Source organism: Chryseobacterium electrogenes (genome assembly GCF_053553015.1).
The window spans coordinates 2,162,989-2,183,071 of the sequence record NZ_JBNPPB010000002.1; the positions used below are offsets into that span (position 1 = coordinate 2,162,989).

21 protein-coding genes are annotated in these 20,083 nt (G+C 34.8%); 8 read left to right on the forward strand and 13 right to left on the reverse strand.

What is annotated here, in order from left to right; all coding sequences use genetic code 11:
- Positions 1 to 54 precede the first annotated feature (54 nt).
- The 6 genes from ACQQ6V_RS09910 to ACQQ6V_RS09935 all read right to left on the reverse strand — a co-directional run bounded on the left by ACQQ6V_RS09910 (position 55) and on the right by ACQQ6V_RS09935 (position 4,765).
- The gene (locus tag ACQQ6V_RS09910; RefSeq protein ID WP_448845358.1) at positions 55 to 750 is read right to left on the reverse strand and encodes a YjjG family noncanonical pyrimidine nucleotidase; all 696 of its coding nucleotides are present in this window, start codon (positions 748 to 750) and stop codon (positions 55 to 57) included.
- 76 nt (positions 751 to 826) lie between these two features.
- Positions 827 to 964 (reverse strand): hypothetical protein, encoded by a 138-nt coding sequence (locus tag ACQQ6V_RS09915; RefSeq protein ID WP_448845359.1) that lies wholly within the window; start codon positions 962 to 964, stop codon positions 827 to 829.
- Positions 965 to 1,011: 47 nt separating this feature from the next.
- Positions 1,012 to 1,602 (reverse strand): RNA polymerase sigma factor, encoded by a 591-nt coding sequence (locus tag ACQQ6V_RS09920; RefSeq protein WP_448845360.1) that lies wholly within the window; start codon positions 1,600 to 1,602, stop codon positions 1,012 to 1,014.
- Between the two features lie 187 nt (positions 1,603 to 1,789).
- Positions 1,790 to 2,275, reverse strand: a complete 486-nt coding sequence (locus ACQQ6V_RS09925; RefSeq protein WP_448845361.1) for a hypothetical protein — start codon at positions 2,273 to 2,275, stop codon at positions 1,790 to 1,792.
- 68 nt (positions 2,276 to 2,343) lie between these two features.
- Entirely contained in the window at positions 2,344 to 3,624 is a 1,281-nt protein-coding gene (metK, locus tag ACQQ6V_RS09930) for a methionine adenosyltransferase (protein ID WP_448845362.1), read from the reverse strand.
- Between the two features lie 187 nt (positions 3,625 to 3,811).
- Positions 3,812 to 4,765: a hydrogen peroxide-inducible genes activator gene (locus tag ACQQ6V_RS09935; RefSeq protein WP_448845363.1), complete on the reverse strand. Its 954-nt coding sequence runs from the start codon at positions 4,763 to 4,765 to the stop codon at positions 3,812 to 3,814.
- Between the two features lie 179 nt (positions 4,766 to 4,944).
- Here ACQQ6V_RS09935 and ACQQ6V_RS09940 point away from each other — a divergent pair, with 179 nt between their 5' ends.
- The 3 genes from ACQQ6V_RS09940 (at position 4,945) to hutG (ending at position 8,806) form a co-directional block, all read left to right on the forward strand.
- Positions 4,945 to 6,432, forward strand: a complete 1,488-nt coding sequence (locus ACQQ6V_RS09940; RefSeq protein WP_448845364.1) for a catalase — start codon at positions 4,945 to 4,947, stop codon at positions 6,430 to 6,432.
- A 230-nt stretch (positions 6,433 to 6,662) separates the two neighbouring features.
- Entirely contained in the window at positions 6,663 to 7,886 is a 1,224-nt protein-coding gene (hutI, locus tag ACQQ6V_RS09945; RefSeq protein WP_448845365.1) for an imidazolonepropionase, read from the forward strand.
- A gap of 2 nt (positions 7,887 to 7,888) precedes the next feature.
- Positions 7,889 to 8,806, forward strand: a complete 918-nt coding sequence (gene hutG / locus ACQQ6V_RS09950; RefSeq protein ID WP_448845366.1) for a formimidoylglutamase — start codon at positions 7,889 to 7,891, stop codon at positions 8,804 to 8,806.
- Positions 8,807 to 9,016: 210 nt separating this feature from the next.
- Here the strand turns inward: hutG and ACQQ6V_RS09955 are convergent, their stop codons facing one another.
- Positions 9,017 to 9,580, reverse strand: a complete 564-nt coding sequence (locus ACQQ6V_RS09955) for a DUF2911 domain-containing protein (protein ID WP_448845367.1) — start codon at positions 9,578 to 9,580, stop codon at positions 9,017 to 9,019.
- Complete coding sequence (locus ACQQ6V_RS09960; RefSeq protein ID WP_448845368.1) at positions 9,577 to 10,731, reverse strand: methionine aminotransferase; 1,155 nt, start codon at positions 10,729 to 10,731, stop codon at positions 9,577 to 9,579. The genes ACQQ6V_RS09955 and ACQQ6V_RS09960 overlap by 4 nt, the downstream gene beginning before the upstream one ends.
- A gap of 68 nt (positions 10,732 to 10,799) precedes the next feature.
- On the opposite strand from ACQQ6V_RS09960, the gene miaA reads away from it, so the two are divergent.
- Positions 10,800 to 11,705, forward strand: coding sequence for a tRNA (adenosine(37)-N6)-dimethylallyltransferase MiaA (gene miaA / locus ACQQ6V_RS09965; protein ID WP_448845369.1), 906 nt, complete (start codon positions 10,800 to 10,802; stop codon positions 11,703 to 11,705).
- Between the two features lie 7 nt (positions 11,706 to 11,712).
- Positions 11,713 to 12,270 carry a thioredoxin family protein gene (locus tag ACQQ6V_RS09970; protein WP_448845370.1) on the forward strand — a complete coding sequence of 186 codons (558 nt, stop codon included), beginning with the start codon at positions 11,713 to 11,715 and terminating at the stop codon, positions 12,268 to 12,270.
- Between the two features lie 46 nt (positions 12,271 to 12,316).
- Here ACQQ6V_RS09970 and ACQQ6V_RS09975 read toward each other — a convergent pair whose 3' ends face one another.
- The gene (locus ACQQ6V_RS09975; protein WP_448845371.1) at positions 12,317 to 12,955 is read right to left on the reverse strand and encodes an MBL fold metallo-hydrolase; all 639 of its coding nucleotides are present in this window, start codon (positions 12,953 to 12,955) and stop codon (positions 12,317 to 12,319) included.
- Between the two features lie 60 nt (positions 12,956 to 13,015).
- Between ACQQ6V_RS09975 and ACQQ6V_RS09980 the strand changes: the two genes are divergently transcribed.
- Both ACQQ6V_RS09980 and ACQQ6V_RS09985 read left to right on the forward strand, forming a co-directional pair.
- Positions 13,016 to 14,227 carry a type IX secretion system plug protein gene (locus ACQQ6V_RS09980; RefSeq protein WP_448845372.1) on the forward strand — a complete coding sequence of 404 codons (1,212 nt, stop codon included), beginning with the start codon at positions 13,016 to 13,018 and terminating at the stop codon, positions 14,225 to 14,227.
- A 245-nt stretch (positions 14,228 to 14,472) separates the two neighbouring features.
- A complete protein-coding gene (locus ACQQ6V_RS09985; RefSeq protein WP_448845373.1) occupies positions 14,473 to 14,769 on the forward strand; it encodes a GNAT family N-acetyltransferase in 297 nt (98 codons plus the stop codon).
- A gap of 53 nt (positions 14,770 to 14,822) precedes the next feature.
- Here the strand turns inward: ACQQ6V_RS09985 and ACQQ6V_RS09990 are convergent, their stop codons facing one another.
- The 3 genes from ACQQ6V_RS09990 to smpB all read right to left on the reverse strand — a co-directional run bounded on the left by ACQQ6V_RS09990 (position 14,823) and on the right by smpB (position 17,677).
- The gene (locus tag ACQQ6V_RS09990; RefSeq protein ID WP_448845374.1) at positions 14,823 to 15,563 is read right to left on the reverse strand and encodes a YebC/PmpR family DNA-binding transcriptional regulator; all 741 of its coding nucleotides are present in this window, start codon (positions 15,561 to 15,563) and stop codon (positions 14,823 to 14,825) included.
- A gap of 115 nt (positions 15,564 to 15,678) precedes the next feature.
- On the reverse strand, positions 15,679 to 17,151 hold the full coding sequence (locus ACQQ6V_RS09995) for an OmpA family protein (RefSeq protein ID WP_448845375.1): 1,473 nt from the start codon (positions 17,149 to 17,151) through the stop codon (positions 15,679 to 15,681).
- Between the two features lie 67 nt (positions 17,152 to 17,218).
- Positions 17,219 to 17,677: an SsrA-binding protein SmpB gene (gene smpB, locus ACQQ6V_RS10000; protein WP_448845376.1), complete on the reverse strand. Its 459-nt coding sequence runs from the start codon at positions 17,675 to 17,677 to the stop codon at positions 17,219 to 17,221.
- Positions 17,678 to 17,757: 80 nt separating this feature from the next.
- Between smpB and ACQQ6V_RS10005 the strand changes: the two genes are divergently transcribed.
- The gene (locus ACQQ6V_RS10005) at positions 17,758 to 19,380 is read left to right on the forward strand and encodes an ABC-F family ATP-binding cassette domain-containing protein (RefSeq protein ID WP_448845377.1); all 1,623 of its coding nucleotides are present in this window, start codon (positions 17,758 to 17,760) and stop codon (positions 19,378 to 19,380) included.
- A 140-nt stretch (positions 19,381 to 19,520) separates the two neighbouring features.
- Here the strand turns inward: ACQQ6V_RS10005 and ACQQ6V_RS10010 are convergent, their stop codons facing one another.
- Positions 19,521 to 20,030, reverse strand: a complete 510-nt coding sequence (locus tag ACQQ6V_RS10010; protein ID WP_448845378.1) for a hypothetical protein — start codon at positions 20,028 to 20,030, stop codon at positions 19,521 to 19,523.
- Positions 20,031 to 20,083: the final 53 nt, after the last annotated feature.

Here is a 20,083-nt window from a genome sequence, read left to right on the forward strand (position 1 = left end):
AAACCATAAAAAATACAAACGCTTTTCAGGAATTTCTGAAAAGCGTTTTTTTAATTATAAATATTGTTTGATCTCAGAAAGCTCTAAAACTGTTTTTAAGCCTTCTTCGGATTTATGTTCTTTTAAAGCATCAAAGAAAATTACGTCTATCCCAAAATTCTGAGCGCCTTTTACATCAGCAATCCAATCATCTCCAATCAGGATGCTTTCTTCTTTTTTTGCATCTACAAGTCCCAAAGAATACTCGAAAATCTTAGGATTAGGTTTTCTAACTCCAACAGAATCAGCACTGGTTATCGTCTCAAAATATTGAGCAATACCTGACAATTGGCACTTTCTCTCCGTCACTTCTTGGAAACCATTAGAGATTATATATAATTGATAGTCTTTGTTTTTAAGATAAATCAATAGATCTTCAGCGCCATTTATTAACTCGTTATAACTGAGGATTTGATCTAAAAAATGATTTTCGAAATAAGAGGCTAATGCTTCATCATCAACGCCAAAATGTAAGAAGGTATCATAAAAACGATGTTTTCTTAGGTAATCTTTGTCAATTAATCCATCTCGGATATCTTCCCAAAGTTTCTCATTAACTTCATTATATTTAACATGAAATGGCTCAAAATCTATTGGATATTTCTCCCCTATTTCTAATTTTTGGAATAAATCTTTTATCGTCAAATACGCGTTTTTACGATGATCCCAAAGTGTATTGTCTAAGTCAAAAAAAATGTGCCTTATTTTCATAAGGCACAAAACTAATCATTTTTAACATAACTAGTAAAGTTCAATCATAAAACTATTTAATAAAATTAGGTGCTTTTTAATTTTTAGTAATCAAAACAATCTTATCATCTGCTAGCTTCATACTTTTAAGATTTTTAGAGTATGACAATAAAAAATCAATGGTTTCTTTTTTAGGTTTCATCGTTTTTATTGTTAAAGTATCGTTATTTTTCATAGGCCAATCTCTTTGCAATTGAAACGGAAATAATATTGATTTATTATTTATTTGGTTAAAATAATATTATTTTCCTCCATAATTTTTCTCAGATTAATCAGCGCATATCTCACTCGTCCCAATGTGGTATTGATACTCGTCTCTGTATGCTCGGCAATTTCTTTGAAACTTAAGTTATCAAAATATCTTAATTTTATAACTTCTTGCTGGTTATCTGGCAACATTGTAAGCATCTTGAAAAGGTCTTCGTTAATCTGTAAAGACACTAATAAATCTTCTATGTTTTCGTCTGGTTCTTTTATGGTATCAAAAATAGAATATTCTTCGTCGTGGTATGTTGTTTCAGAAACTTTAATGTATTTTGATTTCAGTCTAAAATAATCTATCATAAGATTATGAGCAATACGTTTTGCCCAGAGAATAAATTTATTCTCCTCCTTATAGCGTCTATCCTTAAGTGTAACGATGATTTTTATAAAAGTATCCTGAAAAATATCATTAGCTAATTCTGTATCCAACATTTTATAATAAATGAATGAATATAAATCTTTCTGATACCTATCTATTAAAGTTGCTAGGGCTTTTTCGCATCCTTCCTGGTACAAGGATATAAGTTGACTATCTGTTTTTAACTTCATAACTATGCTTTCCACAATTGTTAAACAAACACGTATAGACGTATTAATTTTACATATTTTTTTTCTCGTAATTGTAAAAAGTAAAGTTTTCTAAATAGATGTCATTTTTTTATGATTTGGTAAATTTAATAAAAAAAAAGTTAACACATTGTTAATTTATTATAAAACATTAAGATTAGTTGAGATATTATTTCAATAAATCATGCAATAATACAAGAGGAAGATTAATTCCGAAATTAAAATTAAATCCTTTCATCGTTTTTCCTTGTAGTGTCTGATTAGGCAAGTCAAAGGCATAACCTGCGGTAAGATCTATCATGCCAAGAATACTGACTCCTACTTTTGGTGCTACATATTTTGATGTAAGCTCTGCTCCAGCCAAGAAATAATGAGAATGATAAATATCCACATGATCCTGAAAATTAAGCAAAATATCACCTTGTAACTTAGGCATTATGGCAAATTTCCCATTAGTCTCTCCCAATAGCGCAGAACCTCCCAGCCTATAAATGACATTATCGTTACTAAGAAATAGTAACTTGCCACCAACCTCCGCAAAGCTTTGATTCTGATAAACATAACCAACATTAAGAAGTTTATGCGTTGTTAATTGTGCTTTTGCCGGTAATGCAAAACTTAATATAATGAGTAGAAATGCAATTTTTTTATTCATATTTCAAAGATAAAAAAACTGCTTCATCCGAGAGGACAAAGCAGCTAAAAAGATTTTTAAATTATATGTTAAAGACCAAATGTTTTTTTGATGTCTTCTACACGATCTAATTTCTCCCAAGTAAAAAACTCAAGATTATCAATAGTTAATTCGTTTTTATGACCTTTGTTAAAGGTTTTGCTACCAACATAATAATCTTTTCCCATGTGACCGTAAGCCGCAGTTTCTAGATATATAGGGTTTCTTAATTTAAGATTTTGTTCTATCGCATAAGGTCTAAGATCAAATAGCTCCTGAACTTTTCTAGCAATATCTCCGTCGTTTAAATTAACTTTAGCCGTCCCATAAGTGTTGATGTAAAGACCACAAGGTTCTGCTACACCAATCGCATAAGAAACCTGAACCAAGACCTCATCTGCAATACCTGCTGCAACAAGGTTTTTTGCGATATGACGTGTTGCATAAGCTGCACTTCTATCCACCTTAGATGGATCTTTCCCAGAGAAAGCACCACCACCGTGAGCTCCTTTACCACCGTAAGTATCTACAATAATCTTACGACCTGTAAGACCTGTATCACCATGAGGACCACCGATTACAAATTTCCCTGTTGGATTAATATGATATTTTATTTGACCATTAAATAAAGCTTGAATCTCTGGCTTCTGAGCTGCTTTAACTTTTGGGATCAAAATCTCGATGATATCTTTTTTGATTTTAGCTAACATTGCTTCTTCACTCCCGAAATCATCGTGTTGTGTAGAGATTACAATGCTGTCTATTCTAACTGGCTTATGATCGTCAGAATACTCAATCGTTACTTGACTTTTTGCATCTGGACGAAGATAACTAATGGCATGACCATCTCTTCTTAGATCTGCTAATTCTCTCAATAATTGATGTGCAAGATCTAATGCTAATGGCATGTAGTTTTCGGTTTCATTGGTTGCATAACCGAACATCATACCTTGATCTCCTGCACCTTGAGAGTTGGCTTTAGTTTCGAAATCAGATTCGTCAGACAAGCGATCTACACCTTGGTTGATATCTGGTGACTGCTCATGGATTGCAGAGATAACACCGCAAGAATCTCCATTAAACATATACTCACTCTTAGTATAACCAATTTTATTGATGACATTTCTAGCAATGCTTTGCACATCAAGATAAGCCTCTGACTTTACCTCACCTGCTAAAACAACCTGTCCTGTTGTCACGAGTGTTTCACAAGCAACCTTTGAGCTTCTATCGTAAGCTAAAAAATTATCGATAAGCGCATCAGAAATCTGATCTGCGACTTTGTCTGGATGTCCTTCAGAAACTGATTCGGACGTAAATAAATATGGCATAATATTCCTTTAAAATTTATGACGAAAATTTGAAAATCACAAAAAAGGAACTAAAAAAGAAAATCCGTTTTAGCATTTTTTATGGAGGTTGCAATCAGTTCAAATTTTTCCTCTTTTAATAATGCCGCAAAATTAAAAAGTATTTCTCAATCTACAAAATATATCTTATTTATAAGATAAATATCAGTTATTGAGGTTTTATACTCACAAATTCTTTTGGCTCTTTATAATAATTAAGACGTTGTTCTAATGAAGTCTTTACTTCGTTAATCAATTCGCTTATAATTCTTTGTTTGTAGGTCGGCTTATAATAAATCATACTCACCTCTCTATACGGAAACGGTTTTCTAAATCTAGAAACCTTACACTTCTGCACATCTGACAATTGCTCTACAGCCATTTCTGGAAGAATACTAATCCCACCTAACTTATCTACCATTTGTACTAAAGTATTAATGTTAGAGGCTAAGAAATCTAAATTTTTAGGTTTTAATTTATTTTCTTTTAGATGGCATATATTTTCGAATTGAGTTCTCAGACAATTACCTTCTTCTAATAGCCAGACTTTATCTACATCTATTTCTTCTGGTACAACAAAACGATCTGCTTTTTTCTGACAGTCTTCATCTGTTGCATATATCAATAACTCTTCATTAAATAAGAAATCATGATAAAACTCGTTGGCAGCATCATAAGGTGTAGAGATAATACCCGCATCCAACTCTCCAGATTTTAGAGCCTTGATAATACTCTCGGTTGTCATCTCTTTGATATTAAGCTCTATCTGAGGATTCTTTTGCAAAAAACTAAAAATCTCTGTTGGCAAAATGTAGCTAGAAACTGTTGGGATAATGCCCAGATTAATCTTACCTGCCAGGATATTATTAAGAAGATTAGCTTTATTCTTGAGCTCCATTACAGAGTCTACAACTTTCTGTGCATGAGCAATAATTTCTGACCCAGCATCTGTTGTCCTAATTGGATGTGTGGTACGGTCAAATATCCTGACATCTAATTCATCTTCAAATTTCTGGATCATCGCACTCAAAGTTGGCTGTGTTATAAAACACGCTTGTGCTGCTCTGCCAAAATGCTTGTATTTATCGACTGCGATAAGATATTCTAGTTGCTGGATATTCACTTTAATTAATTTTATCTATTACAAATATAATTATTAATATGTTTGGTATATCAATATATTTTGAGAATTTTGTCGTCAATAACAAAGGGCGAAGATAAATATTTTAACTTATAATTATATCTTCACTATCACATTTATTATATAATAATACGTATTTTTATAACACAAAAAAGACAGATATGGATTCTACAAAACTTACAAATGCCACGGGAGCTCCTTACTATGAGCACCAAGATTCTCAGACTGTGGGATCAAGAGGACCAGTTTTATTGCAAGACTTTATTTTACAAGAAAACCTAGCCCATTTCGTACGAGAAAGAATCCCAGAGCGCATTGTCCATGCCAAAGGGACAGGAGCTTATGGCAAGCTTACGATAACCCATGACATTTCAAAATATACCAAAGCAAAAATTTTCTCTCAAGTAGGTAATACCTGTAAGATGTTTGCCCGTTTTTCTACTGTTGGTGGAGAAAAAGGAAGTGCAGATACAGAGCGTGATCCTAGAGGATTTGCCTTAAAATTCTATACAGAAGATGGCAATTGGGATGTTGTTGGTAATAATACGCCTGTATTTTTCATCAAGGATGCTAAGAAGTTTCCTGATTTTATACACACCCAAAAAAGAGTTCCTAAAACCAACCTAAAAAGTGCAACAATGATGTGGGATTTTTGGAGTCTTAATCCAGAATCTCTACATCAAGTTTTAATATTAATGTCAGATCGTGGGACGCCACACGGCTATAGACACATGCATGGTTTTGGCTCTCATACCTTTTCTATGATTAATGCTCAGAATGAAAGAACTTGGGTTAAGTTTCATTTCAAAACCCAGCAAGGCGTTAAGAATTTTGCCAATGACGATGCTGTAAAAATGAAAGGTGAAAATCCGGATTTTGCTCAAGAAGATTTAGTTAACGCTATCGAAGCTGGTGATTTCCCAAAATGGACTATGTATATCCAAACGATGACTGAAGAACAAGCCAATGATTTCCGTTGGAATCCTTTTGATGTGACCAAAGTTTGGCCTCAATCAGAATATCCGTTAATAGAAGTTGGCGTGATGGAACTTAATGAGATTCCTGTTAATTATTTTGCTCACGTAGAACAATCTACCTTTTCGCCTAGTAATTTAGTTAACGGCATTAGCTTTTCACCAGACAAGATGTTACAAGGCAGATTATTTTCTTATCCAGATGCACACCGTTACAGAGTAGGTGTCAACTCTCATCTCTTAGAAGTTAACCGTTGTCCATTTATGGTTAATAACTTCCAGCGTGACGGCGCCATGGCAGACTCTAGCCATTATCAAGATAAACCAAACTATTACCCTAACAGTTTCGATAATATCCATCCTGACGAGTCTTATAAAAGCTTCGAGTATGATCTAGACAACACACACGTTGCTAATTATAACAGAAACGAAAATGACGATGATCATTATACCCAACCTGGACTATTATACACCAAAGCAATGAATCAAGAAGACAGAAATGCTCTGATTAATAATATTGTTGGTGCCATGAGCGGTATAGAAGGTCCTAAACGTGAAGAAATTATTAATAGACAATTATGTCATTTCTTCCGAGCTAATATAGAGTTAGGTATGCGTGTTGCGCAAGGCCTTAATATTAATATTGATGCCAACGTGATGAGCCACGGCAAATAATTAGACTTTTTTCATATATAATGAGAAGCAGCTTCAGGTTATCCTGGAGTTGCTTCTTTCTTTAGGAGCCTTAACCTGCTATCCGCTATATCTTTTCTATGCTCACTCGGACGGCTCCGCTACGCTGCGCCGCCTCATTCGCACAGAAAAGGATGCCGCTTCTATCAGGGCTAGTTTCCTTGGGTGTTCTAAAAGTTTATCACTAAATTTAACCCAGAAAAATTTTCCAAATGAAACTTATAGGCCCTTTTCATCAACTCATCACACTAGATCAGCTTTCACTTCGGGGAAAACTACAAGACGAAAACCTAGAAATACTCTCGCAATCAGGCGTTGTAGTAGACAATAATACCATCCTAGAAACAGGAGATTACACCCAACTAAAAGAAAAATATCCTAGCGCAACTTTAGAAATTATAGAAGGCTCCCAAGTATTGCTTCCTGCTTTTGTAGATGCACACACGCATATTTGTTTTGGAGGCAATCGGGCCAATGATTTCGCTATGCGTAATGCAGGCAAAACCTACTTAGAAATTGCAGAAGCAGGCGGCGGCATATGGAGCAGCGTGCAACACACTCGTAAAGCGTCAGAACAAGAATTACTTTCTACATTATTAGAAAGAATCAATTACTTGTTATCATTAGGCATCACAACAATAGAAGTAAAAAGTGGTTATGGTCTTAATGTAACCGAAGAACTAAAAATGCTAAGGGTCATAAAGCAAGCACAATCGTTGACCAAAGCAACATTAATCCCGACTTGCCTTGCTGCTCATCTGAAACCAAAAGATTTCGATGGTGATAATCAAGCTTACTTACAATATATTTTGGATGAAATATTACCAAAAGTAAAAGAAGAAAACCTTGCAAAACACGTTGATATTTTTATAGAAAAATCCGCTTTTTTACCAGAAGAAAGTAAAGCATTTTTAGAAAAAGCAAAAGCAATGGGCTTTTTGTTAACTGTTCATGCCGATCAATTTACAGCAGGAAGCTCTAGAGTTGCTGTAGAAGTTGGCGCACAATCTGCAGATCATCTAGAAGCCACAGCAGATGAAGACATTGCTTTTCTCGCAGAATCTAATACGGTTGCCATTGCACTGCCTGGTGCAAGCATTGGATTGGGAGACAATTTTTCGCCAGCAAGAAAATTATTGGATGCAGGCGCAATATTCGCGATTGCCAGCGATTGGAATCCAGGTTCTGCACCCATGGGAAATCTCATCACGCAAGCTTCAATATTGGCAACTTTCCAAAAGTTAACTACTGCAGAAATCTTATCTGCCATCACTTTCCGCGCGGCGTACGCCCTAGGATTAGAAGATCGTGGCAGAATTATCAAAGGCATGAAAGCAGATTTTGTAAGCTACGAAACTGATAATTTCCAAAATGTGTTATATTATCAAGGAAGGCTCGCAGCAAAAAACACTTACATTAACGGCGAAAAAATATAATAATGAGCTATAATTGGACAGGTCGTTTTGATGGAGAAGATGCTTTGCATCACAGAGTTTTTCAACGGGTTGAGACGGATAAAAGCTTTGATGCTATATCTGAGAATAATTTTGTTTTACAAGGATTTGCTGTAGATGAAGGCGTCAAAAGAAATAAAGGAAGAGTTGGTGCCGCAGAAGCACCAAATATTATTAGAAAAAATCTTTGTAATTTTCCTGTTGTAGAAGCAGACTTTAGATTATTAGATCTTGGTAATATTACTTGTGAAGACGAGGATCTAGAAAGCACACAGCAAAATCTAGCCAACAATGTTTCTATCATTTTACAAAAAAAAGGAAAATCTATTGTCTTGGGCGGCGGACACGAAGTGACTTATGCTCATTATTCTGGTGTTAAGAATGCTTTTCCAGATGCTAAAATCGGGATTATAAATTTCGATGCTCATTTTGATAATAGAGAGCCAGAAAACGGTCTGGCAACGTCAGGAACTGGATTTTGGCAAATCGCCCAAGAAGGCTCCATCAACAGCCTACACATCGGTATCCAGCGCAATAGCAACACGCTACAATTATTTGATGTCGCACATCAATTCGGGATGAAATATATCCTAGCAGACGAACTGTTTTTCGAGAATTTACCGCGACTTTATATTGAAATTAATCGTTTTATAGAAACTGTAGACGTCTTATATGTTACGATCTGCATGGATGTTTTTAATGCTTCTATCGCTCCTGGTGTAAGTGCACAAGCCTACAATGGCATTATGGCAGATGCTACTTTTATGCACTTGTACAAACATATTTTGGCTTCTCATAAGTTGAAAGCTCTAGATGTTGCCGAGGTTAATCCTCAATATGATATCCAAGACAGAACCGCTAGATTGGCAGCTTGCCTTATTAATGAGTGGTTTATGATATAACCCACCACATTGCGTGAGGTGGACGTAGGATTAGCCTGAAAGGCTAAGTCCGTTACTATAAAAGGTTTGGCAAATGCCAAACCTTTTATAGTAACGGACCGCAACGAAGTGAAGTCCGCAGAAGACCGACCGTCTTATAACAACCGTGACGATATTGGTTTCTTAAAGAATTGATCTTCTGTTGTTATAAGAGGGGCACGCCCAAAAATTTTATAAACTGATTGGTAAAGCAATTTGCGTAGTATCCCAAGCGGCAACCATATCTGCACCTTTATCCGTCTGCACAAAGCTGATAGAGAAATATTCTACTGGAGTTGATAACTTCTTAACCGGCACTTTTACACGAATAACATCCTTGAAAGCATCATAAGTGTAAGATCCCCAAACGTCTGTCACAGAGTTAAGAATAACGATCCACTCGTTTTCATTAGGAATAGCGTAGACACTGTAAGAACCTGCAGGAATCTCTTTTCCATCAATTTTTACAGGTTTAAAGAATTTTATTTCTGTGCTTTCGTTAGCACCAAAACGCCAAACATCGTTATATTTTACCAAATTTCCGAAAATAGCTCTTCCTTTACTTTGAGGTCTTGAGTAAATTACTTTGGCAATTGGATCTACACCTTTGCTCATAGGCGCTGCCACAGGATAATAAACAACGTCCAAAGGACTTGCATCTATTTTAGCAAAGTTAAGTTGTGTAGGATCTTGTTTGGTCTGTGCATTAATCATTAACCCTGCACATAGTAAGCCTAAAGCTACTATTTTTTTCATATTTTGATTTTTAAAAGATTTTCTATCGCAGCATCCAATGTATCTTGTTTTTTGGCAAAACAGAAGCGGATAACTTTCTCGTCTGCTAAATTATGATAAAAGGCTGAAAATGGTATGCTCGCAACCTTATAATTTTGTGTTAAATAATAACAAAAAGCCTTATCACCAAGCTCTGAAATAGTATTAAAACTAACAGAAAGAAAATAAGTTGCCTCACAATCTAAAATCTTAAAAGGCGTCTGCTCTAATCCTTTTCTAAAATAATCTCTCTTCTGCTGAAAAAATTTTGCTACTTCTGAGTAGTCATTTTGCTCACTCATATAATTTGCCAAGGCATATTGCGCTGGTGCATTAACACAAAAGACATTGTATTGATGTACTTTTCTGAATTCTTGCATGAGCTCCTTTGGTGCGACAACATAACCAACCTTCCAACCTGTAATGTGGAATAATTTCCCAAAAGATGCGACAATGTAACTTCTTTCTTTCAATTCTGGAAAACGGGCAAAGCTAAGGTGTTGATTGTCATCAAAGGTTAGATTCTCATACACTTCGTCACTCAATAATATAATATTGGTATCTTTTACCAAATCTATTAACGCTTTGATATCTTGATCTGTAAAAATCTTACCCGACGGATTATTGGGATTGTTAAGAATTATCATCTTGGTCTTATCTGTGACCAATGCTTTCATCTCATTCCAATTAATTTGATAATCTGGATAATGCAAGGTCAATCTTTTGGTAATACCTCCAAATAATTCGATAGTCGGCTCATAACAATCATACGCCGGTTCTACGATAATCACTTCGTCTCCTTGGCTTATGATTGCTGCGATTGCCGTAAAAATAGCTTGCGTCGCACCAGCGGTTACAGTAATTTCTTCATCGACATGATAAATTGACTGATGACTGCTTTCGATTTTTTTTGCAATTTCTTCTCTAAGTTTTAAAACACCAGAAAGTGACGAATATTGGTTAAAACCACTTTTAGAAGCTTCTCCTAAATAAGATACAAGCCTATCGTCTGCGGGGAAATCAGGGAAACCTTGCGATAAGTTAACGGCATTTTCTTTAGCTGCCAACATGCTCATTTCTGTGAAAATTGTTGTCCCTACTTTAGGCAGTTTAGATATGATTTTTGGTGTCATAAAATCTTGAATGAATGATAAAATTAACTATAAAATCGTAGCTTTTCGTAAATTCGTCAAAAAAATATTTGAAACGTCTTATCTCCATCATCGGACCAACAGGAATCGGCAAAACAAAACTTGCCATAGAAGTCGCAAAATATCTTGACACCGAGATTATTTCTTGTGATTCTCGACAGTTTTATAAAGATATGACCATTGGCACCGCTGTTCCGTCTAATGAAGAATTAGCAGAAGTAAAGCACCATTTTATCGGTAATCTTAGCATTAACGATGACTACTCTATTGGACAATACGAGAGAGAGGCAACCCAATTACTAACAGAGTTGTTTAACGAAAAAGACTTTGTAGTAATGGTTGGCGGAAGTGGCATGTATGAAAAAGCTGTTGTAGAAGGTCTTAACGATTTACCAGAAGCTAATGACGATCATCAGAAATTACTGCAACACATCTTAGACCATGAAGGTATAGAATCTCTTCAAAAATTATTAAATATTTTAGATCCAATTTATTATCAAAATGTAGATATTGATAATGCTCGTCGACTTTTTAGAGCTATAGATATCATTTGGCAAACGGGTAAAAGTTATACCGAAAATATTAGTTCGCCAAAAAACAAAAGAGATTTTGAAACTTTCAGAATCGGAATTGATGCACCTAGAGAAATCTTATATGAAAGGATTAACCTTCGGGTTGATATAATGATGGAAAATGGCTTGTTAGACGAGGTAAAAACTTTAATTAATGACAAAGATAAAATTGCCTTACAAACTGTAGGCTATACAGAACTTTTTAAATATCTCGATAACGAGTGGACGTTAGATTTCGCCACTGAAGAGATAAAGAAAAATTCTAGACGATATGCCAAAAGACAAACCACTTGGAACAAAAAATTACACGATACACATTGGGTAAATTATGACAATTCTGTAGAAGAAAGTTTATCTTTGCTAAAAGATTATTCAATAAAATAAAAATATTATGTCTGATACAGCTTCTAATATGTTGGCTTTGGGAACCATTGCACCAGATTTTAAACTTCCGAATCCGTCTAAAAATAATGCTTTGGAGTCACTTCAAGATTTAAAAGGATCCAAAGGAACTTTGGTAATGTTCATCTGTAATCATTGTCCATTTGTATTACATGTAATTGATAAATTGGCAGAATTGTATGAAGATTACCAACCAGAAGGCATTCAGTTTATTGCAATAAGCTCTAATGATGCTCTAAGATATCCGGCAGATTCTCCAGAATTAATGGCAGAATTCGCAGACGAAAAAGCAATTGGTTTCCCATATTTATATGACGAAAGCCAAGATGTTGCCAAAGCTTACCAAGCAGCTTGCACGCCAGATTTCTTCTTTTTTGATGCAGATTTAAAATTAATCTACAGAGGTCAAATGGACGAGTCTAGACCAGGCAATCAAAAAGAAATTACAGGTGAAGATCTTATCATTGCCTTCGAAAATCTATTGGCAGAGCAACCTCAAGAAGAATTACAAAGACCAAGCCTTGGTTGTAATATCAAATGGAAATAACTTCCCAACTATATAACACAAAAAAGACAGATTTCTCTGTCTTTTTTTATTTTAGAAAAGGATTAGCTTGTCTTTCAAATCCAATTGTTGTAGAATTACCATGACCGCTAAAAACTTCTGTGTCATCTTCTAAAACCAACAATTTCGTTTTTATACTATTAATCAGTTGATCATAATCTGCTTTGTAAAGATCTGTTCTCCCAATGCTTCCATAAAACAAAACATCTCCCGAAATCACAAACTTCTGTGCTTTATTATAAAACGCAATACTTCCTGGAGAATGTCCTGGCACAAACAAAATATCAAAAAAATCATCACCTAATTGTAAAGCATCACCTTCGTTGATATACTCTATATTACCAACAAACGGCGTGAAAGCAAATCCAAATTGCATCGCAGATAACGGCGCTCTATCCAACAACTCTTTATCCGTCAGATGAATTATAACTGGTACGTTATAAGTATCGTGCGCCCATTGCAAACCTAAAACATGATCGATATGTGCATGCGTTAACAAAATATTTTGGACTGTTAACCCATTCTCAGAAATAAAACTCTGCAATTTCTCACTTTCGAAAGTCTGTAGATTTCCTGGATCAATAATAAAGGCTTTCTTATCGTCATTATACACAACATAAGTATTTTCGGAAAACGGATTAAAAGCAAAAGATTGAATATGTAACATGATAGATTTCTTTATTTCACAAAAATACCAATTAAGCTTTAATTTCGTTATATTCGTGATATGAAGATTTTAAAATTTATCCTTTTATTTTCTGTGACTTACATGAGTGCTCAGAAAATCTCAAGTGTACAGCTTTTCAATCCAGCGACTAATGACGAAACGCCTGTCATAAGCTTTAATCAACAATTGATTCTAAGGTTTGATGATCTTACCAACTCCAGTCAAGTCTATCGTTATACGATTAAACATTATGATAGAAACTGGCAAGATGATGGCTTATTTTTCACAGAATATGCTAATGGCGGACTTAATGGATTAATTGATAATTTCAAATATTCATTCAACACCACTCAAGCTTATACCCATTATAGTTTGACCTTTCCCAATGATAAAATGCAACCTAAAATATCTGGGAATTTTGAGCTGATTGTTTATAAAGATTCTGCAGACAAACCATTGTTTACAAAACGTTTTTGTGTGGTAGAAGAAGGTGCAACAGTTGGCCTTAATATCACTAGATATTCTGACGCTAGAAAACCTGATCTTAATCAACGTGTAGAAGCTCAGGTTATTGGCTCTGGCTCTAATCTTATTAATAATGCATCGTCTATAAGTCTTAATATCATTCAAAATAACAATTGGGATCTTGGCATCTATAACCAACGTCCAAGCTCTACTTTAGGGAACAAAATGTTATTTCAACAGCTTAATTTGGCATTTCCTGGTAACAATGAGTTCTATTATTTTGATAACAAAATCATCAATCAAGCTTATGACATGGTTGCCAATGTCGATACACAAGATGGTCAAAATCAAACTTGGCTTTATCCCGTTTGGGCATATCCAGGAAGTTATCAATATCAACCCGACGTTAATGGTGCATTTTATTTCAGAAGAAATGACTTAGGAATTGAGCGCACTGCCGATACAGAAGCAGATTACTCTTGGGTACATTTCGCATTAGAAAGTCACAAGATGGATAAAGAGTTATATGTTTTAGGGCTTTTTAATGATTACAAAGCAGACGAGAAAAGCAAAATGACCTATGACGAAGCCAACAAAATGTACGTAGGAAGCATCTATCTAAAACAAGGATTTTACAACTACGCCTTAGTGACTAAAAATGCAGACGGCTCTCTTAATTTTGGGGAAATAAACGGTAACTTTTGGCAAACAGAAAATCTCTATCAGGGATTTTTATATTACAAACCTTTCGGCAGAAACTACGATGGACTCATTGGTTATGGAGAATTTCGGACGCCAGTAAGATAATTTTTTTTGCAATTCCCGAAAATCCAAAACATCATCCAACGCATTTTCGGGACCGGGCTATTCGCTTTTATCTTTTTTTATTAAGTAGTCTTCTGTCAAGTCGGTTTTTAACGTTGTTATAGAAATGACCTTAAGAAGAATAGTTTATATTTAGAAAAAAAGGATAACCGCTTCTATCCCTATCGCGGATCAGTAACCATAAATAATGGAATGTTTTTTGAAGTTAAAAACCTAAAATAATTACTATGAGTTTCACTTATCAAAATAACCAATCTGGTAATGGCGGATTTATAACAATGCACCAAAACACGGAAGAAATTGGTAGATTAACGTATACAATAATGCCACAAGACCAAAAATTAATCATTTCATTTGTTAATATTTTCCCAAAATATGAAGGCAATGGTTACGGCAAGCAACTGGTGCAATTCGCCATAGATTTCGCTAGAGAAAATAACTGGAAAATCTATCCACATTGCTCCTACGCAAGGATAGTTATGACGCGCATGACAGATGTAAAAGATATTTTATTACAATCATAAAAACATAAAAAAGGAATTCCTTAATTGGAATTCCTTTTTTTTTATTCTTTGTATTAAATACTATCCAGATGTTCATCTGTAATTTCCATATTATGGAAAACATTCTGTACATCGTCATCATCTTCAAAGCGCTCCAACATCTTCATATTAATTGCAAATTGCTCTGCAGAAACTTCCTTTGTCATATTAGGAATTCTTTGTAGTTCTGCACTTTTCACCTCAATACCAAGATCATCTAACTTATGAGATAACGTCCCAAAATCCTCGAAAGCAGTTGTTACCAACACCTCATTATCATCTTGGTCAATATCTTCTGCCCCACCATCAATTAATTCCATTTCAAAATCATCCCATTCTAGTTTGATTTGACTTTTATCAATGGTAAAAATACCTTTTCTGTCAAAAATAAAAGACAACTCTCCATTTTTGCCAAGGTTACCATCAAATTTATTAAAAATAGCTCTAACATTAGCTACAGTTCTCGTTGTGTTATTAGTCGTACATTCTATAAAAAATGCTACACCACCTTGTCCGTATCCTTCATAGGTAATTTCTTCATAGTTTTCCGCATCTGTACCAGATGCTTTTTTAATAGCACGTTCTACATTATCTTTAGGCATATTGGCACCTTTAGCATTTTGAATGCATCGTCTCAATGCTGGATTGGCTTCTGGATCTGTACCACCTGCCTTAATTGCTAGTGCAATATCTTTTCCTATTTTAGAAAATGTTTTGGCCATTTTATCCCAACGTGCCATTTTAGAAGCTTTTCTATATTCAAATGCTCTTCCCATGTGATTGTAAGTAAATTAGAGTACAAAAATACTTTCTATTACTGAATTACGAAAATAATTATACAAAAAAACACCCTCAAAATTGAGGGTGTTAATATTTAGAAAAATAAGTTAATTATTTTTTCTTTTTAGCTGGAGCCTTTTTAGCTGGAGCTTTCTTAGCTGGTTTAGCTACTGTGATATCATGCTTTTTGTATGTATCCCATTCTGCACCAGAAATAGCTCTTACGATAACTTTTCTGTCAGCTTGTCTCTCTGCATCAGAAGCTGTTGCAGGAACTGTAGCCTCTTGTGAACCAATACCGATAGATTTCAAGTTAGCTGGATTTACACCTCTAGCTTCTAAAGCTTTAACAACTGCTGCTGCTCTTTGCTTAGATAAGTTTAAGTTATAAAGTTCGCTACCTTTTTTATCAGTTGCACCTACAACTACAAAGTTTTCAACATTTGCACCTTTGATGATTTTAGCAGCTTCATCTAATTTAGCATTAGATTGAGCGTTAACTGTAGATTTATTGAAATCAAACAAGATATCTTTAAGCGCTTCAGTTACTGCTACTGCTGTTGCTTTAGGAGCTGGACATCCGTTGTACTCAGGAAGACCTGGTACATCTGGACAAGCATCATCTTTATCGAAGATACCATCTCCATCTCTATCTGGCCAAGGGCAACCGTTGTTTTCTACTGGACCTGCTACTGTAGGACAAGCATCATCTTTATCTAATACTCCATCACCATCAGTATCTGGCCAAGGGCATCCGTCATTTTCTTTAGGACCTGCTACGTCTGGACATTTATCATCGATATCAGGGATACCGTCACCATCTGTATCAGGACACCCTTGGAATTCTGGTAAGCCCCAAGTATCTGGACATCTATCATCCTTATCAGGAATACCATCTTTATCTCTATCAGTGTTACCAAATCTGAATAACAATGAAGCAGAGGCTTGCCAGAAGTTAGCAATACTTGACTTATCTGTTGGAGTAGATACATAATCACCTTGCGCACCAATACCGAAGTTTTTAGTCACCCAAAGGTTAACACCTGCACCAGTTGCAACTGTAAAGTGATTAGCTTTACCAGTAGCTCCTTCACCGTCCCAAGAACTGTAAGTAGAACCATCTCTACCATCTTTTAAAGGAAAATTAACTCCTGAATAATCATGTCTAAGGTAGTTAGCACCTACTCTTAAATATGGATCAAACCAAGACTCTTCGTTCCAAAGACCGTTGAACTTGAATTGCAAACCAAGACCTGTCTGTAAGAAAAACTCTTTATCAAGACCAAATCTTTTGTTGTCTACATTTCCAACTGTTGTTTGCCAGTCAAGAACTAAATATTTGTTTAAGTTTCTAGCCACTGTTAATTTTGAAAGTGGCGGAGTGATAGAATATTTAGAAACACCCATAAGGTTTTCCTTAACATTCCAAGCAGAGAATGTTCCACCAAAAGTACTTCTTTGCGCTACGTGATTCACTCCGTGCATACCTACTCCGATAACCCAAGGGTTAGAAGTAGTCTGAGCGAAAACAGTAGAGGCAACAGTAAGTGCCAATGCTGAAATTCCTAATTTTAGATTTTTCATAGAATTAAATGATTAAATAATTGATAATGCAAAATAAATATAATTTTTCTTTATAAACAAAGTTTTTTTAACTTTTCTTTAATAGTCGTTGGAGGTTAACCTTATTTTCTCTATCCTTAATTGCCTCTCTTTTATCGAATAGCTTTTTCCCTTTGGCTAAAGCTATTAGCAATTTTGCTTTCCCTTTATCATTAATATATAACTTCAAAGGTACGATAGTATTACCAACGTCTTTTAACTTTTTATTAAGTTTTTGCAACTCGTATTTATGCAGTAGCAATTTCCGTTCCCTTTTTGTTCTATGGTTATAAAAAGTTCCTAATTTATATTCTTCTATTTGGATATTAATGGCATAAAGCTCTCCATTTAGAAATTCGCAAAAACTTTCTGTAATAGACGCTCTAGAGGAGCGTAAGGACTTAATTTCTGTTCCTGTAAGGACAAGTCCTGCCTCATATTCATCTAAAATCTCGTACTCAAAGCGTGCACGTTTATTAAATATATTAACAGTTTTCTCTATTTTCATCTGTATTAATTATAACTATTATAAGGTGTCTATGTTATGCCAACTTATTTTCGTATTTTTGCACAAATTTACAAAACAATATGTTAACAGTATCTAATTTATCATTACAGTTCGGGAAAAGAGTACTTTTTGATGAAGTCAATATAAAATTTACCAAAGGCAATTGCTATGGCGTTATTGGCGCTAACGGAGCTGGTAAATCTACGTTTCTAAAAATATTAAGTGGAGAGCAGGATGCTACAACTGGTAGTGTATCGCTAGAAACAGGAAAAAGAATGTCCGTACTAGAGCAAGATCACTTTGCTTACGACAACTTTACAGTTTTAGAAACTGTCATGAGAGGTAACCAAAAACTTTTCGAGATTAAAGAAGAGATGGATGCCCTTTATGCTAAAGAAGATTTTTCTGACGAAGATGGGATTAAAGCCGGAGAACTAGGTGTTATCTATGACGAAATGGGTGGTTGGAACTCTGAGTCTGATGCTCAAACTATGTTATCTAACGTAGGTATTAAGGATGATATGCACTACCAAATGATGTCTGAGTTAGAAAACAAGGACAAAGTAAGAGCTCTTTTAGCACAAGCATTATTTGGAAATCCAGATGTTTTGATCTTAGATGAGCCTACCAATGACTTGGATATCGACACCATTGCTTGGTTAGAAGATTTCTTATCTATGTACGAAAACACAGTTATTGTTGTTTCTCACGACCGTCACTTCTTAGACACTGTCTGTACACACATTGCCGATCTAGATTACTCAAAACTTAATCTTTATACTGGTAACTACAGCTTCTGGTATCAAGCGTCACAGTTAGCAACTAGACAAAGAGCACAAGCTAATAAAAAGGCAGAAGAAAAGAAAAAAGAATTACAAGACTTTATCGCGAGATTTAGCTCTAACGTTGCAAAAGCAAAACAAGCTACAGCGCGTAAAAAGATGATCGACAAATTGAACATTGAAGACATCAAGCCATCTTCTCGTCGTTATCCTGCTATTATTTTTGATCAAGATCGTGAAGTTGGAGATCAGATTTTAGAAATCAAAGACTTAGAAAAAACTAAAGACGGAGAATTATTATTCTCTAACATCAACCTTAACCTTAAAAAAGGTGATAAAGTTGCCGTAATTTCTAAAAACTCTTTAGCTATTACAGAATTTTTCCAAATTATTACAGGCAATGCAGAAGCCGACAAAGGCAATTTCCAATGGGGTGTAACAACTAAACAAAGTTATATGCCACTAGATAACTCTACTTTCTTTGCAGAAGACATGAGCCTAGTAGATTGGTTAAGACAATTTGTACTAACCGACGAAGAAAGACACGAAGAATATGTACGTGGCTTTTTAGGAAGAATGCTTTTCTCAGGTGACGAAGCGCTTAAATCTTGTAAAGTCCTTTCTGGAGGAGAAAAAATGCGTTGTATGTTCTCAAGAATGATGCTACAAAAAGCAAATGTTCTTGTATTGGACGAACCAACCAACCACTTAGATCTAGAAAGTATCACAACACTTAACAACTCTTTATCTAACTTCAAAGGAAATATTCTACTATCTTCTCATGACCACGAAATGCTAGAAACTGTCTGTAATCGTGTGATAGAATTAACGCCAAAAGGTATTATCGATAGAGAAATGACTTACGATGAATATCTTGATGACAAAAAAGTTAAAGAATTAAGAGACCAAATGTACTCATAAGTACAAGCAAGTTTTCATAAAACAATAAAGCCAGACTTTTCTTAAAGTTTGGCTTTATTTATTTAATTAAAATAAAAGGATTGTCCTACCAAAACAATCCTTTCTAAAAACACAAATATGAAAAAATTAATATGAACTTTTTATAACCTGCCATTGAGACTAAAGTATAAACCTAGATCATCTTTTACACTAATTGTACCGCCAAGTTTTCTAGGTGGAATAATATTAAAGTCACTGAATTTAACATTTTTTCGCCCCGTTAGCTTCCCATTATTGTAGATAAAACAAATCTGATACTTCTGGATTTTATCCATAATCTTTACCTCAACATTAGCAGCATAGCTATTATTAGCCGTCTTAGTAAAACTTAAAAATCGAATTAACATCTCAGGAAATACATTAGACTCCAAAGTCTTCTTGAGATCATTAGTCATAATCTTATGACGACAATCAAAACGATTAACCTCGATCTTTAATATTGGCAAACCATTACCTACAAAAGAATATACTTCATTCTTACCATCATCAATTTTATTTTCACATTTAAATTGATTAATGTTAGTACTTCCGTTAATTTCGATGAGATTAGCTTGCGCAAAAGTTTTAACAAAGCCTAAAACAAAAATTGTAAGTATGTAGAGAGTTTTCATGATTTCAAGTTTTTGTTAGAGGGAAACTTTTACAATCTCCCTCATTACCAAAT

Bases quoted from the DNA above. Each gene is read 5' to 3' on its own strand.
- ACQQ6V_RS09910 (WP_448845358.1), bottom strand. From the start codon at position 750: ATGAAAATAAGGCACATTTTTTTTGACTTAGACAATACACTTTGGGAT.
- ACQQ6V_RS09915 (WP_448845359.1), bottom strand. From the start codon at position 964: ATGAAAAATAACGATACTTTAACAATAAAAACGATGAAACCTAAAAAA.
- ACQQ6V_RS09920 (WP_448845360.1), bottom strand. From the start codon at position 1,602: ATGAAGTTAAAAACAGATAGTCAACTTATATCCTTGTACCAGGAAGGA.
- ACQQ6V_RS09925 (WP_448845361.1), bottom strand. From the start codon at position 2,275: ATGAATAAAAAAATTGCATTTCTACTCATTATATTAAGTTTTGCATTA.
- metK (WP_448845362.1), bottom strand. From the start codon at position 3,624: ATGCCATATTTATTTACGTCCGAATCAGTTTCTGAAGGACATCCAGAC.
- ACQQ6V_RS09940 (WP_448845364.1), top strand. From the start codon at position 4,945: ATGGATTCTACAAAACTTACAAATGCCACGGGAGCTCCTTACTATGAG.
- hutI (WP_448845365.1), top strand. From the start codon at position 6,663: ATGAAACTTATAGGCCCTTTTCATCAACTCATCACACTAGATCAGCTT.
- hutG (WP_448845366.1), top strand. From the start codon at position 7,889: ATGAGCTATAATTGGACAGGTCGTTTTGATGGAGAAGATGCTTTGCAT.
- ACQQ6V_RS09955 (WP_448845367.1), bottom strand. From the start codon at position 9,580: ATGAAAAAAATAGTAGCTTTAGGCTTACTATGTGCAGGGTTAATGATT.
- ACQQ6V_RS09960 (WP_448845368.1), bottom strand. From the start codon at position 10,731: ATGACACCAAAAATCATATCTAAACTGCCTAAAGTAGGGACAACAATT.
- ACQQ6V_RS09970 (WP_448845370.1), top strand. From the start codon at position 11,713: ATGTCTGATACAGCTTCTAATATGTTGGCTTTGGGAACCATTGCACCA.
- ACQQ6V_RS09975 (WP_448845371.1), bottom strand. From the start codon at position 12,955: ATGTTACATATTCAATCTTTTGCTTTTAATCCGTTTTCCGAAAATACT.
- ACQQ6V_RS09980 (WP_448845372.1), top strand. From the start codon at position 13,016: ATGAAGATTTTAAAATTTATCCTTTTATTTTCTGTGACTTACATGAGT.
- ACQQ6V_RS09985 (WP_448845373.1), top strand. From the start codon at position 14,473: ATGAGTTTCACTTATCAAAATAACCAATCTGGTAATGGCGGATTTATA.
- ACQQ6V_RS09990 (WP_448845374.1), bottom strand. From the start codon at position 15,563: ATGGGAAGAGCATTTGAATATAGAAAAGCTTCTAAAATGGCACGTTGG.
- ACQQ6V_RS09995 (WP_448845375.1), bottom strand. From the start codon at position 17,151: ATGAAAAATCTAAAATTAGGAATTTCAGCATTGGCACTTACTGTTGCC.
- smpB (WP_448845376.1), bottom strand. From the start codon at position 17,677: ATGAAAATAGAGAAAACTGTTAATATATTTAATAAACGTGCACGCTTT.
- ACQQ6V_RS10005 (WP_448845377.1), top strand. From the start codon at position 17,758: ATGTTAACAGTATCTAATTTATCATTACAGTTCGGGAAAAGAGTACTT.
- ACQQ6V_RS10010 (WP_448845378.1), bottom strand. From the start codon at position 20,030: ATGAAAACTCTCTACATACTTACAATTTTTGTTTTAGGCTTTGTTAAA.